This window comes from Gammaproteobacteria bacterium (assembly GCA_041395445.1).
Taxonomy (GTDB): domain Bacteria; phylum Pseudomonadota; class Gammaproteobacteria; order Xanthomonadales; family Marinicellaceae; genus NORP309.
Window position 1 is genome coordinate 273510 of the sequence record JAWLAO010000002.1, and the last position, 15015, is coordinate 288524.

13 protein-coding genes are annotated in these 15015 nt (G+C 37.8%); 8 read left to right on the top strand and 5 right to left on the bottom strand.

Annotated elements, in window-relative coordinates:
• The first annotated feature begins 61 nt into the window (after positions 1-61).
• Entirely contained in the window at positions 62-520 is a 459-nt protein-coding gene (locus tag R3F25_04560) for a DUF4442 domain-containing protein (GenBank protein ID MEZ5496086.1), read from the top strand.
• Between the two features lie 52 nt (positions 521-572).
• On the opposite strand, the gene R3F25_04565 is transcribed toward R3F25_04560, so the two are convergent.
• Both R3F25_04565 and R3F25_04570 read right to left on the bottom strand, forming a co-directional pair.
• Positions 573-1112, bottom strand: coding sequence for a hypoxanthine-guanine phosphoribosyltransferase (locus tag R3F25_04565; GenBank protein ID MEZ5496087.1), 540 nt, complete (start codon positions 1110-1112; stop codon positions 573-575).
• 17 nt (positions 1113-1129) lie between these two features.
• The gene (locus R3F25_04570; GenBank protein MEZ5496088.1) at positions 1130-2719 is read right to left on the bottom strand and encodes a peptide chain release factor 3; all 1590 of its coding nucleotides are present in this window, start codon (positions 2717-2719) and stop codon (positions 1130-1132) included.
• A 131-nt stretch (positions 2720-2850) separates the two neighbouring features.
• On the opposite strand from R3F25_04570, the gene R3F25_04575 reads away from it, so the two are divergent.
• From R3F25_04575 to R3F25_04585, 3 genes are read left to right on the top strand one after another with little or no spacing between them, the layout of a single operon-like run.
• Entirely contained in the window at positions 2851-4737 is a 1887-nt protein-coding gene (locus R3F25_04575) for a hypothetical protein (GenBank protein MEZ5496089.1), read from the top strand.
• Between the two features lie 2 nt (positions 4738-4739).
• Entirely contained in the window at positions 4740-5333 is a 594-nt protein-coding gene (locus tag R3F25_04580) for a hypothetical protein (protein ID MEZ5496090.1), read from the top strand.
• A complete protein-coding gene (locus R3F25_04585) occupies positions 5334-6464 on the top strand; it encodes a hypothetical protein (GenBank protein MEZ5496091.1) in 1131 nt (376 codons plus the stop codon).
• 5 nt (positions 6465-6469) lie between these two features.
• Here the strand turns inward: R3F25_04585 and R3F25_04590 are convergent, their stop codons facing one another.
• On the bottom strand, positions 6470-9553 hold the full coding sequence (locus R3F25_04590; protein MEZ5496092.1) for a DEAD/DEAH box helicase: 3084 nt from the start codon (positions 9551-9553) through the stop codon (positions 6470-6472).
• Positions 9554-9642: 89 nt separating this feature from the next.
• Here R3F25_04590 and R3F25_04595 point away from each other — a divergent pair, with 89 nt between their 5' ends.
• The 4 genes from R3F25_04595 to tadA are packed head-to-tail and all read left to right on the top strand — an operon-like array spanning position 9643 to position 12785.
• On the top strand, positions 9643-10362 hold the full coding sequence (locus R3F25_04595; GenBank protein MEZ5496093.1) for an ABC transporter ATP-binding protein: 720 nt from the start codon (positions 9643-9645) through the stop codon (positions 10360-10362).
• Positions 10359-11108, top strand: a complete 750-nt coding sequence (locus tag R3F25_04600) for a hypothetical protein (GenBank protein ID MEZ5496094.1) — start codon at positions 10359-10361, stop codon at positions 11106-11108. Before R3F25_04595 ends, R3F25_04600 begins: the two co-directional genes overlap by 4 nt.
• A complete protein-coding gene (locus R3F25_04605) occupies positions 11108-12322 on the top strand; it encodes a Gldg family protein (GenBank protein ID MEZ5496095.1) in 1215 nt (404 codons plus the stop codon). The genes R3F25_04600 and R3F25_04605 overlap by 1 nt, the downstream gene beginning before the upstream one ends.
• Positions 12315-12785, top strand: a complete 471-nt coding sequence (tadA, locus tag R3F25_04610; protein ID MEZ5496096.1) for a tRNA adenosine(34) deaminase TadA — start codon at positions 12315-12317, stop codon at positions 12783-12785. Before R3F25_04605 ends, tadA begins: the two co-directional genes overlap by 8 nt.
• 67 nt (positions 12786-12852) lie before the next feature.
• Here tadA and R3F25_04615 read toward each other — a convergent pair whose 3' ends face one another.
• A complete protein-coding gene (locus R3F25_04615; protein ID MEZ5496097.1) occupies positions 12853-14154 on the bottom strand; it encodes an APC family permease in 1302 nt (433 codons plus the stop codon).
• A 22-nt stretch (positions 14155-14176) separates the two neighbouring features.
• Positions 14177-14920 carry a tetratricopeptide repeat protein gene (locus tag R3F25_04620; protein ID MEZ5496098.1) on the bottom strand — a complete coding sequence of 248 codons (744 nt, stop codon included), beginning with the start codon at positions 14918-14920 and terminating at the stop codon, positions 14177-14179.
• Between the last annotated feature and the right edge of the window lie 95 nt (positions 14921-15015).

The following is a 15015-nucleotide window of genomic DNA, read 5'->3' on the forward strand; positions in this document are numbered from 1 at the left end:
TTTTATATTTACGAGCAAGAGTGATAATGATTAGACTTTATAATTGTTTGAGAGATAACTAATGAAATGGACACCAACAAAACTCAAATGGGCATTAAGGATTTTTTCACCTTATTGGGGAGCAGGCATTAAAGTTGAGGCAATAAGTAAAGACTGGAAATATGCCCGGGTGAGTTTATCGCTGAAACGATTGAACCGAAATGCTTTTGGCACACATTTTGGCGGAAGTTTATTTGCCATGACCGATCCTTTTTATGTGCTTTTACTCAGTAATATTTTAGGCCGGGATTATTATGTTTGGGATAAACATGCTTGCATTGACTTTGTCAAACCCGGCCATGGAAAGGTGACGGCCGAGTTTCACATTAATGATTCTGTGATTGAAGGTATTCTCGAAAACACAAAAAATGGTGATAAATATCTTCCACAATTCAAAGTTGAAGTGAAAGATGAAGACAACGAAGTTGTCGCTCAAGTTGAAAAGATTATTTATATTCGCAAGAAACCCAAAAAGAAATAACCATTATCCATTTTTGATGGATTACTCTGAGTCAGAATATTTTTAACTCGAATTAAAGTTTCAAATAATAAATATCATTCAAATGGCGTAGTTTTTCTTGGTAATCCATACCGTAACCAAAAATATATAAATCTTCAACTTCAAAGCCTGAATAATCCACTTTGTAATCGGCGTAACCACGATTGTGATTTTTACTGACAAGAACAACGGACTTAACAGATTTTGCTTTTTGTTTTTCACACCATTCGTGAACAGCCATTAATGTATAACCTTCATCAAAAATATCATCAATCAGCAAAACATGTTTGTCTTCCAGATTAATTTCGCATTGATGTTTCCAAATGAGTTGACCACCCGTGGTTTCAGTTCCGTAACGGCTTACCTGAACATAGTCCATCTCCATGTTTAAATCGAGCTTTTTGGCAAGGTCGGTGGCAAAAATCATTCCGCCGTTCATAACAGTCAGATAGACAACTTCTTTTCCGTCATAATCATTGTTGAGTTGTTCGGCGAGTTCACTGATAGATTGCTGAATTTGTTCGTGTTTAACCAATAATTCGCTATTCTCAGGTAATAATTTTTGTTGATTCATTTTAATTCTCTTTGCTGTTACTTTTTGCGGGCGATATTCAAACCCTCAGTCGTTTTATGGAACTGAATATCCGGAAATCTTTCTTCGGTTAATTGTAAATTAACATAAGTTGGAGCGATATAAACCAAATTTCCATGAGCATCTTCGGCTAAATTTGCGACTGCCTTGTTTTTAAAAGCTGTCAATTGTTTGTTGTCATTACAACTAATCCATCTTGCTGTTGCGACGCTGATATTTTCAAACACAGCTTCAACATTGTATTCATGTAATAGTCGATAGGCAACCACTTCAAATTGGAGGACACCGATAGCACCTAATATCAAGTCGTTAGTCATCATTGGTTTGAAAAACTGCGTTGCACCTTCCTCCGATAACTGTGCTAAACCTTTTTGTAAGGCTTTGAGTTTTAGAGGATCTTTTAAACGAGCCCTACGGAACAGCTCCGGTGCAAAACTGGGAATACCTGTAAATTGCAAATCTTCACCCATAGTGAAAGTATCACCGATGCTAATTGTTCCATGATTATGAATACCGATAATATCTCCGGTGTATGCGTGTTCCAAATGTTCTCTTTGTTCTGCCAGAAAGGTGAGTGCGTTAGGAATTTTAACGTCTTTTTGTGTGCGGACTTGTTTAAGTTTCATTCCTTGAGTAAATGTTCCTGAACAGATACGCATAAAGGCAATCCGATCTCTGTGTTTAGGGTCCATGTTAGCCTGTATCTTAAAAACAAATCCGCTGAATTTATCTTCATCCGGTTGTACAGTTCGGGTTTCAGTTTCCCGCGGTTGCGGAGCGGGTGCATGCTCTGAAAAAGCATCCAAAAGGGGTTCAACTCCGAAGTTGTTAATCGCTGAACCAAAGAATACCGGTGTCATTTCTCCTTTTAAATAAGCATCAATATCAAATTCGTGACTTGCACCTTTGACCAGTTCAATTTCTTCCCGTAAATCTTCGGCATCACCGCCTAAGGCTTCATCCAATTGCGGATTATCTAGACCTTTAATGATTTCAGCTTGTTGTTTTTCGTAATTTTTACCGGATTCGTATAACAAAATTTCATCATTAATAAAATGATAAACACCCTTGAGCCTTTTACCCATGCCAATAGGCCATGTAATCGGCGCACACTGAATTTTTAATATATCCTCAACTTCATCCATCAATTCGATAGGGTCACGACCTTCTCGGTCGAGTTTGTTGATAAATGTGAAAATTGGAGTCGTGCGTAAGCGACAAACTTCCATCAGTTTAATGGTTCTTTCCTCAACACCTTTAGCACAATCTATCACCATTAAAGCTGAATCCACAGCTGTAAGTGTTCTGTAGGTATCTTCTGAAAAGTCAGCGTGTCCCGGAGTATCCAGCAGATTGATGGTTTTGCCTTTATATGGAAACTGCATGATTGAAGAGGTTACGGAAATTCCACGTTCCTGCTCCATTTCCATCCAGTCCGAGGTAGCTGCTTTGGATGTCTTGCTGGATTTAACGGCACCGGCGACATTAATGGCTCCACCAAATAATAATATCTTCTCGGTAATGGTCGTTTTACCGGCATCGGGATGTGAAATAATAGCAAAAGTGCGTCTTTTTTGCATTTCAGACATATTAAAAATTTGACGGCTATTAAAATAAGCCGCGTACTTTATCATGAAAATGTCAGGATTGCGAATGACTGATTTGAAATTAACAATTATTATGTTACATTGTCGGGCTTAAGTGTGTATATTATTAATCAATGAAAAAACTGCTCGTATTCGTATTATTTTATAGTTGTGTTCAAGCAAATCCGAATCTTCCGGAGTTGGAAAAATATCTGAAAAATCTAAATTCGGCGAAAGGTACGGTTACTGATTTTACGCCTCATGGGACTCAGCCATTCGGATATCCGAATGGTTTAACTACTTTTCAAGTTGACTCAGCTGAAAGTTGTGCAGAATGTCATGGCGTACATTTGAGTACTCCAGAAGATGTAAATTATTCACCTTCGGCAACCTGGTGGGGTTCAATGATGGCAAATTCAACCCGCGATCCGTTGTTTTGGGCGGCGGTTGATATTGCCAATCAGGATGTTCCGGGAGTTGGAGATTTTTGTATTCGTTGTCATTCCCCGATGGGGTTTTATAATGGTAATACCAAAAATGGTTTAGGCAGTATGGATTATGCCAATGGATGTGAATTAAGCGGAACAGTAAATCAAAACCGCGATCTGGAGAATAATGATTATCAAGGTGTCAATTGCCATTTCTGCCACCGAATAGACCCTCAAGGACCAAATGGCGAGGATTTATTAGTAAAAAATTCCAATATTTGGTTGAATGATAGTAACTGCGATAATCCTGATAGTCCTAGCTTTGGTCCATGTCGAAAAGGACCATATAATCCTCCTTTAATTGCTGTTCATCCATGGAAATATTCGCAATTTTTGAGGGGGGGTGAGTTTTGTGGTACTTGTCATAATGTCTCCTCACCTGAAATTTCGGTCGGTGGGAGTTTGTCTTATGCTAAGACATTAATTGATGAGGCGGGAGTCGATACCGGTTTGGCAATGCCGGTTGAAAGAACTTATGCAGAATGGAAATCCAGTTTATTCTCTGATTTAATATACACTGACGGTTTTGGCGGAGATACGATTAGTACCTACCCCAACTTGGTTCAGGGGCAAAATTGCCAAGATTGTCACATGCCAAATTCTTCACACCCTGGAACAAGAGCTAGTTGGTATACAAGCCAAGGAAGTCGTGTTGATAATCTAAAAATTCATGAGTTTGCCGGAGGCAACAGTTGGATGCCTCAGGTATTAAAGGATACTTATGGAGCAGACTTGAACTTTCCTGACTTAAATGTTGACAGAGAAGCCGCTTTTGACCGAACAACAGATGCGGCGTTAAATATGCTGCAAAATAAAAGTGCGCTCATAGAAACAAATTTGGTTTCTCAAGCTCCAAATCAAGCAACAATTAATGTTAAAGTTACAAATCTCACGGGGCATAAATTGCCAACCGGCTATCCCGAAGGTCGCAGAATGTGGCTCAATGTCAAAGTGACTGATAATGTAGGGACAGATATTTATGAAAGCGGTGCTTATGATGAAGTAACTGCTGTTTTGACACAAGATGCTGATATAAAAATTTATGAAACCAAACCCGGAATCTGGAATAGTCAGTCAAATACTTGTGTGACTGATAATGCCGGTGAAGAGCTTTTTCACTTCGTGTTGAATAATTGTGTTGCCAAAGATACAAGAATACCACCGCTTGGGTTCAGAGGAGGAAGTGATGTAGAAATTAGACCGGTTGGAATTACATATCCGACAACACCGGGTGATTCTTCCACATTAGTTAATTATGATGTTACCGGTTATACATTTACGATTCCCGGAGGAGCGGTTTATCCTTTAACTGTTGAAGCTACATTAAAATACCAAACAACCAGTAAGGAATACATTGATTTTCTTGACAGCAATAGTACAACACCTTCTGAAAATACTTTGTGTAACAGATCCCAAACAACCGGACCTGCCAATCAAAGCCGAGGAGCGTTTATGAAAACCCTTTGGGAAAACAATGGTAAATCAGCTCCGGTAGATATGGTAACCAGTCAACTTGAAATTATTTCGGAATAATTATGAATAATATACTATTTTGCTTAACATTTTTTACTTCAGTCGCAATATCTGCTGAGGATTTTAGAGTCACATATCCGGCTGATTTACCCAACGAGGCTATTGAAATTTCTCATAATGAGAATGGTGAAATACTACGAGTTACAGTCAATCGTTGGACGGACAGGGTAAAAACCGATGAAGGAATGGCATACAGAACATTTGAACAAGGCTATGACTATGCGAAAAAGCAAGGTTTCATTTATACATTTGATGATAATGATAACAAAATAGGTGAGGCTTGGAGTGCTGATATTGATGGCATGGTAACGCGTGAAGAGCTGATGGTGGCATTTGATTTGTTCAAGAATAATGAGACTGTTAAGAATCATTTTGCAGAGACAGATATGCAAATTATTTTACACGGAGGTTTTAATTTTCAGGATGATTCGGAGTGCAGTGCCGGAAATCGTTGTGTACATGTGTTCGCATCGACAGATAAAGTTGCAATTTTGGCACATTCAATAGTAAGATTGTCAGATTCAACTGTGGTTTATCCGGACTTTGATATGGATAAAGAGGCTTGGGTAAATGGTAAAAAAAGAGGTGTGAAATAAATGAAGAAAATTATGGGGGTAACTTTATTGTTTATCAGTGGTCAGATTATGGCTCAATCACCGGCTTGTACTGGGCCAGGAGAAAACAAGGTGAGTTGGCCGACGAATAATCCGGTCTGGGAGATGTGCTATCTCAAACCATCGGATTCTTCTGCTGCTCAAGGCTCAAGTCTAGAAATTCGAGATGTTCATTACAATGGGCATTTAGTCATGGAAAAATCGCATATTCCAATGTTATTTGCTAAATACAACTCATCAACTTGTTACAGGGATTGGAAAAACACCAATTCGGATTTTTTAAAAGCAGATCAGGAAGAGAATCCAACCCGACCCGCTTTTACAACTTGCGATGTTTCAACCAGTCAAACACTCCCGGTTTATAATTGTCCGTTTAAGGATGTTAATGACCCGAATTATCCAAATGGAGCTAATATTGGTAGTGCTGCCGATTGTTTCCAAGGCGTTCAGGTTGAAAAATATTCCGATCATATGGTTTTAACAACCAATCACTCTGCGGCATGGTATAAATATTCATCACGTTATACTTTTTATCTAGATGGCAGAATACAACCACGATTTGGATTTGGAAACAGCGATGGAACAAATGATGGAATTACACATTGGCATCATGCGTACTGGCGTGTTAATTTTGATATTGATGGTCCGGAAAATGATGAAGTGTATATCAATGATACAGTGCAAAACACGGAATTTTTTGATTTTAGAGTTCAAAGACCTACTCAAACATGGAGTGTGATTGATAGCGTTTCAGGTAGAGGTTATCGCATAGAACCAACTGCTGAAGACTATCTGGTTGGAACAGATCCTAGTGGAGCCGGCTTTCATAATGTTGATGTGATGGTGACAAAATACAAAATCGTACCAGGATTAGGAATACCGGAATATTCTGATACACCGGGTTTTAACAATATAGGGAACTGTGGCATGGATGAAAGCGCATTGGTCAATGGTGAAGCATTGGCCGGAGAAGATGTGGTTTTCTGGTATAGAACAGCAGTGAATGATATTGCCAATTTGAGTTTGAATTGTAAATCAGGTGGTCCTGTTTATTATCCAATAGGCGACTGGGCTAGAGATTTAATCTTTGAAAATGGATTTGAAACTCCATAAAAAACTCATTCAATTGGTTTGAATAACTCTTGCCAGTTGGCATCATTGAGAATTTGCGAAATATTGCCCTTTTGATCGAAGATACTTTGAGAAAGGGCATTTTTTTGTTTCTGTAAATTGTGAATTTTTTCTTCAACTGTTCCCTTGCTAATGAGTTTATAGACAAACACATTATTCTTTTGTCCAATTCGATGACTTCGGTCGCTTGCCTGAGATTCAGCTGCGGGATTCCACCAGGGATCAAAATGAATAACGGTATCTGCACGAGTTAAATTAATACCGGCTCCACCGGCTTTGAGACTAATCAGAAAAACATCTGTGTTTCCTTTTTGAAATTCTTCAATCAATTGTCCGCGTTTGTTCGACGGAGTAGAGCCAGTCAAGGTTAACGATGAAATCTTGAGTTCATCAAGGAAATCTTTAATGATTCTTAGCATTTTGGTAAAAGATGAGAACAGCAGAATTTTCCTGCCTTCTTCAATCATATTCGGCAATACAGTTTCCAGCCATCTTAGTTTTGCAGATTCATTGGTTATATTGTCAATATTTAACAACTTTGGGTGACAACAAATTTGGCGAAGACGGAGCAGGGCATTGCTAATCAAGAGCTTATTGGAATTATTTGACTGATTTACAGCTTTCCTTATCGCATCAGACATACTCAATCTGACGGATTCATAAAGATTGGTTTGCTCTTCAAGCAACGAAATCATTTGGATAATTTCAGTCTTCGCAGGAAGCTCTTTGGCAACTTGTTGTTTTGTTCTTCGTAACATGAAAACTTCCACACGTTTTCTTAAGTCAGCTTGTCTGTCAGTATCACTTTGCTTTTCGATAGGGATTTTATAAATAGTTTCAAACTGTTTTAACGACCCTAAAAAACCGGGCATCAAGAAATTAAACAAGGACCAAAGTTCGCCCAGGTGATTTTCGATGGGTGTTCCTGTCAGACACAATCGGTGGTCAGATGAAATCGCAGAAACCGCTTTTGCAATTTGTGTTTTTGAGTTCTTGATGGTTTGTGCTTCATCAAGGATTAAATAATAAAAATTGTATTCTTTTAGCTTTTTGACATCGCGGTTAAACGTTCCGTAACTTGTGATGACAATGTCATACTGTTCGATGTTCTTGAGAAATTTATGACGATTTGTTCCCGAAAGAGTGATTGTGTTGAGTTGAGGTGTGAACTTATTGATTTCATCCTGCCAGTTGCTCAACAAACTAGTCGGAACTATTATCAAGCATGGTTTTTTTAATCGTTTATGATTTTTTTCATGTAGCAAATGAGCTAATACCTGAATGGTTTTTCCCAAGCCCATATCATCTGCAAGAATTCCACCCAATTCATTTTCTCGCAAAAATTGTAACCATGAAATTCCATTCAGTTGATAATGTCTTAAACTAGCCTTCAGATTTTCCGGAGGATTAATATCCTGCAACTGATTGATTTTTGAAAGGTTTTCTGATTTCGAGGAAAAATCAAACTCATCAGACCATTGAAGTGGTGTTTCTGAATTTTGTTCCAGACTTTTTTGAACTTGGCTTAAACGAATGATTTGATTCGAGGAAAACTGTAAACGATTATTTTTATTGAGTGATTTTTCGTCATAAAGCTCAGTTAAGGTCGATAAAATTTGTCTCACAGCATGGTGTTGAATACCAATATTTGTGCCATCCTCCAGTTTAATGCTTAAATCGCTGTGATCATTTATATCAAACTTACCTGTTTTTATCGCTTTTACCAAAAACGGCAAGATATTGACTTGTTGGCCATCAATCATAACCCCTAGCTCCAAGTCAAACCAGTTGCTTTGTTTATCTTGTGAAGTGACGTTGGCATACCAATTATTTGCTTTGACCTGCTTCAATTTAAAGCTCTTGTGAATTTCAATCTGCCAACCTTCATGTTTTAAAGCAACCAGTAAAAGAACAAATTCTCTGAAATCCACATCAAGATAACGGTCATTAATATGAAATTCCTTCAATAAAATGAGCTCAAAATGGGCATACATTGAATCGAGTTTCTCTATTTGCCTTAAATGTCGAGCCATCATTTCAAGGAGATTGACATCAGCATGAATTTTTCCATCAGATAAATCTTGAAAAGAAAATTCCTTTTGATTTTGCAAAAATGTCACTTTAGCAATGTTTGTTTCGTGATGTAGATTTGTGAGAAGGTTGTGATGAATTTCGACCGTTTGTATTGACAACTTTGGAATAATTTCTTTTTTAGTATCAATGATTTGGCTGGTTCTTTGAGTTTGCTGATTTTGTTGGAATTGGAAAACAGTATTTTGATAGATGGCAATATAAAATTGATTCGAAATTTTCAACATTTCTTTGCTGACTTGTTCAGTCTCTTCAAAATTCAAAGGCGGTCGATAACAGTTTTTCCAGAAACAACGACCGGATTGGAATATATTCTGCAATAAATCATTATTTCTCAATTGAGTTAAATCAAATAAAGGTTGTATTTGCGGAAATTGTTTATTGAGTTGTTTGAGAATCACTTGATCGGTTAATGTGATAAACTTTGCTAAAGGTTTTTTGTCAGCTACCGAACTATCAAGCGATGATTTTTTGATGTACTTATCTTCTTTGGTTAAATAGGCTTTGTGCAGAGATAAGGTGAATGTTTCTTCATTTTCATCACAATCCAAAACATAAATCATTCGATGCCGAGCCATGTTGGGATAAGGATCATGGTGTTGCTTTCCAATCCAGTTAAGCAGAGTTTGTTGAATGTTGCGATTGGCTTGTAATTGTCCGGTAAAAGGTGGAATTTTATCCAAACGGGCTTTGGAATCCAATAATAAAGCACAAATATGCACACATGGTTTGGGGTTTTTACAGTTACAGTTCCCGATGGGGACATCCAGCCGAATATCCAGCGGCCATGTAATTGAGACACTAAATATATTGACTTGGTCAGAAATTTCCGCACTTATCAGCTCGATAGCTTGCTTGTGTTGTCTATTCTGCAAATGATTCTGTAAAAGCAAACGGAATGCTGAAAATACCGTTTCTTCCGAGAAGTAACGACTGATTAAATCCTTTGGACCTTTAAAGCTCAGCGGTATTTGCAGCATTGATGTTTTCTAAACACAAAGGATTAATTAGAACATTTTTTTGTCAATATTTCCATTCCCTTAGATTCTTTCCATACTATAATGCACACATGAAACCTGATTTAATAATCGAGTCATTAAATTACTCATTGAGGAAAATTAAAATCCTCAATGATATTAATTTACATCTTCAAGGAGCTCAGGCAGTTTGTCTTTTAGGACCAAATGGAGCAGGGAAGTCGACTTTATTGAAAGTTTGCGCGGCGATGCTTTATGCACAAAATGGTTCTGTCGAATTTAACGGAATCACTCCTGAAAAGAACAGAAATCATTATTTATCGCATATTGGCTATATGCCGGAAACGGCTTTTATTGCACCGGAATTAACAGTTTTAGAGCAATTGAAGTTAATGGCAAATATCAGACAAGTTGCTGATTTATCTCAGTCAGTTAATGAAGTTTTACAATTATGTCAGTTAAAATCAGTTTTGAATAAACGCTGCCAGCATTTGTCGCTTGGTTATCGCCAGCGATTGAATCTGGCTCAAGCAATTATCAGTCGTCCTCAACTGATTATCATGGATGAACCGTTAAATGGTCTTGATCCGCATTCAATGGTTAAATTTCGAAATATTATCAATGAGTTAAAGAAAAATTGTTTGGTTTTGGTCTCCACACATTATTTGGCAGAAGCACAACTTATCAGCGACAGAGTGATTATTTTGCAAGAAGGAAAAATACTGGATAATCTGGATATGAATGCAGAGAAAACAATCAACTTGGAGCAACTATATATGCAACACACCAAAGATTTGGAGTTTGCAGAATGAGTTTGTATCAACTGGAATTGCGACATTTTTTTCGTTCGCCATTGATTTGGTTAATTCTATCTATTTCAGCATTTATCAGTGCCTGGATTTTTCTGATGGCAATCGAGCTTTTTTCTTTGATTCAGGTAAAATTTGCCGGCATGAGTGATGCTCCTACAGTTGTTCAAGGTGTGGTTTTTCCCGTTATTTCCTCGCAGGCAAAAATTTCAATGATTATAGTCGCTATCATTTCAGGATTGAGTTTTGCCCGATTGCAACAACATAACGGCTGGTTTTTGATTTTTTCAATTGCCAAAACCGAATGGAATCTGACTTTGCAAAAATATCTGGCTGGAATTGTGATTGTTTTTTTGTTTTTGTTACCAGCTTTTATTGCAATGTTTGCTTTAATCATTCTTGTCGATTTACAGATGAAACTGGTCATAACAGCTCTATTGGGTTTGATTCTATTTGTATGCTGGTTGTCCGCTTTGGGCGTAATGATTTCAACTTGGGTGAATAATTCCGGTTTTGCAATTTTGTTAAATATTTTGGTATTTTTCGGATTATGGGGAATGTCATTATCGGTTTTGGATGCATCCTGGGGAAAAAATTGGTTGCAGTCATTTTCGCCAAATTATCATTTGCAAAATTTTATGAGTGTAGTTTTACCGTATTCCTCAATCATGTATTTTCTTTCCGGTATCGTGATTTTTTTATTTGCAGCTTCGATAAGAATTAATCACCGTCGGTATTTGCTGAATTGATGAATACGCAAATTACAAAAAAATATTCTTTGTTGGTTGTTCTGATGATAGTTTTGTCAGTTCTATTTATTTATCTGGAAAAAAGCAGTCAGCAGTTTTCAGTTGTATTGGATGACAGTCATGCTTTGAATCAACAAACCATTAAAATTTTGCAAACACTCAAAGGTGAAAAAGCGATACAAATTGATATCTATACCGATAAATCATCAGCTTTAGCTGATAAGATAAGTGATTTTTTTAAGCGATTTCAAAGAGTTAATTCGGAAATTAGTTATCAGTTCATCAATCCGACAGAAAACCCCGATCAAGTCAGATTGAATGCCGTTTCCATGCAAGGGGAAATGGTTTTATCTTTGAAAAATTCAGAGAATAAAAAGTCAGTAAATATCACTGAACTCTCTGAAAGTGCAGTGATCAATTCGATTCTGCATTTATTGAATCCATCCAATCAATGGATTGTTTTTGCTGAAGGTTTTGGAATGTCGAAAATTGATGATGAAACTCCATCCGGCTTATCGAACTTGTTGATATACCTGAAAAAAACTGGGTTGCAAGTCGCTCGAATGCCTTTGAATCCGGATGTGCAATTGCCTGAGCAGGTGAAGTTGATTATTTTTCCCGCACCAACCGATACACTAAGTGATGAAATGACTGGATGGATATTGTCACAAATGAAGACAGGTGTGAGTATTTGGTGGTTGACAGATACTTTTGTAGAAAACCAGGATAATTTAGAACTCGCTTTTGATATTTTAAGTGGTGAAGAAATCCTAAATGATGACAAACCGTATTCAGATGTCGTCAGCCAATTTGGAAAACACCCGATAACTGAAAACTTCAATCAACCTGTATATTTGGCAGGTATTCGTGAAATTATGTCTGAGCAATGGAACAATTTGCTTCAGACCGAAAAAGGAAAGTTCTTGTTTCTAGCACGACAGTATGATGGCTCGCGGGCTGTTATTAGCGGTGATGTAGATTTTATTAGTAACCAATTGATCAATGTAGCTGCAAATAAAGCGATGATATTACGAATCATAGATTGGCTCACCGACAATGATAACCGCTTAAATTTACCAATCACAGTGAACAATGACACCCAGCTTTATCTCACCCAAACTCAACTATTGGCATTGAGTATTTTGCTGATGATTGTTATTCCATTAGTATTTTTATCAATCGCTTTCAAACAATGGAGAAAATCTCGTGTATGAGGTTAACTCCGATGAATTCTGGATGTCAAAAGCCATCGAACAAGCGTTAAAAGCTGAAAGTATTGGTGAAGTTCCGGTCGGTGCGGTTATTGTAAAAAATAACGACTTGATTGCAACTGGCTACAATCAAGTCATTACCCTGAATGATAGTTCCGCACACGCAGAAGTGATGGCATTGCGAAATGCCGGTTCAAACATTGGTAATTATCGGCTTGTTGATACCACTATGTACGTGACCTTAGAACCTTGTATGATGTGTGCCGGAGCAATGGTTCATGCTCGTATTTCAAGGTTGGTATTTGGAGCCTTTGATCAAAAAACCGGCGTCATTAACTCACGAGATGATTGTTTCGATAAACCGTATCACAATCACAGAGTTGAGTATCAAGGCGGAGTTTTACAGGATGAATGTTCGCAATTGTTGAAGGAGTTTTTTAAACAGCGGAGGAGTTTAAAATTATAAAATTTTTATGTTGGATTTTTCCAACAATTCTCTCTTTGTTACTTTGTTGGGTGGCAGCAAAGTAACATTAAGAATTATTCCCTCTCCTCGAATAAACCAAAGCACCAATCCCGAGTAAGAAATAAATCGTTAAGATATATTGGAATTGTTCTCTGTTTTCGGTGAATTCAAAGTAAATAATCAGCAATCCGGCGATAACAAGTCCTAGCATTGCAGTAATTGTTAAAATTAATGACGAACCTGTTTCGTGGCGTTTTTTGAAGTTGGTATAAGCCATGATGGCGGAGACGATGATAAAAGTGATGCTACCGAATTCAAGGATGATTTGCAGTCCGCCGGTTGCCAGTAATAGGAATGCCAAAGCACTCATGGTGATAATGGCTTTGTAGGGAATGTATGTTTTTATTTTTTGCCCCAGCGGTTTGGGAAAATATCCGTCGTTGGCAATCACAGCCATAAGACGCGAGGCTCCAAACAGAGTTCCGCTGATAGCACTCGATGTCGCCAGTAAAGCTCCAAATATCACAATAAATTGTCCGAATTTACCTAAATAAGTCGCTGCACCCGCCGCTAGTGCGTACTCTTTATCGCTGATGATGATTTCTTTGGGAATGGTCGCCAGAGTGGAAATCGCTAGGGCTACATAAAGAATTGTTGCTATGAATATTGCCGAATAAATGGCTCGCGGGATGTTTTTCTGCGGGTTTTCCATTTCGTTATAGGCGTGAATCACCAATTGAAATCCCTCATATGCGACGAAGGTGATTGAAGAAACGATAAGAATTTGTATTAATGTCGTTTGACTTTCAAATATGGGTACGAGGTTGTGAAAATCTCCTTTTCCTGCAAGCAAGCCGGAGATAAATAACAAAATCACAATTTTGGTATAAACGAGTAAGTCTTCCAGCTTTCCCATACCTTTGACGCTGACGAGATTGATGATTGCGAAAAAAGATATGATGGCAGCGGCAATTATTTTTTGCCAGATTTCTGTATGGAAGAATTCAATCTGACTGCAAAAATAGGATGAGAACGTGAAAGCATAAAGTGCTAAAGTGCTGATATATCCAAAGACAATCAGCCAGCCAATGATAGAAGCTGCCAGAGTGTTTTTGGGGAAAGATTTCTTGAAAAATGAATAGGTTGCACCCTCATCTTGATAAAGTAAAGCCAGTTTGACATAGGAATAGGCAGCTAATAATGCCAAAAGTCCGCCAATCAAAATGGCGATTGGTGTGGCATTGCCGATATTTTCAGTGGCTATTCCCAGAATTGAAAAGATACCGCCACCGACCATTCCGCCCAGAGCGATGGCAATCAATTCGCCTAATCCTAAATCTTTTTTTCTGACTCTGGTGAGCTTGGTCATGGCAAAGTTCGTTTTTAAAAAATTATGGCAGTTTATTTAAAGTAGATTTTGCCAGATTGGTCCAGTATCTTTCTTTCTTTTGGTAAAATTTGGGTGCCAGTTTACTGCGTTGTATGGAATCTTGAAGGACTTGCTTGGCTTTTTCTATTTGATTCTTTTCGATAAGTAAAAGTGCATAACGCACACGACCTTCTTCTCCGGGATAATTGTCTGAAACAACGGCGTATTCTTCGAGTGCTTTATCGTGATTTTTTAACATTTCGTGGTTTCGGGCATAGAGCAAATGTCCGTCTGGTGAGGTGAAATTAGGATTCATTTCAATCAAATCATCCAATGTTTGCAGAGAGTTTTGGAATTGCTCTTTGCCAAAAAAAGCAAAAGCCAGTTTAAGCATGATATTCGGATCACCTTCACCCACGCCTTTGAGGCAGGACTGGTAAAGTTCGATGGCATCATCGAACATTTTCGCTTCATAGCATTCGTCAGCTAATTTGAGTTTGTTTTCCAGAGTGTTGGCAATTTGCAGTTGTTCTTTTCTTTTGCGGAGTTCACGTTGTGGATCAATGGCTTTAATCAAACTGTTGGTGGCATTGTGAACGGTTCTGGATTGTTGCAATTCAGGGAGAATTTGTGTGAAAACATAAATTGCCGAGCCGATGACCGGAATAAACATGATGATATAAATCCAGTACATTTCTCTTTGAGTTTTAACCACATGAATGGCGAGAGCGACTTGTATAATGAGTGCTAAACCAATTGCCGGCATGATTTTCTCTTTTGAATATTAATCTTGCAGTATAATTCCTCTCATCAGGAAGTCAATAAATTCACATATCAAGGCTTAGCTTGCAATGAATGGTC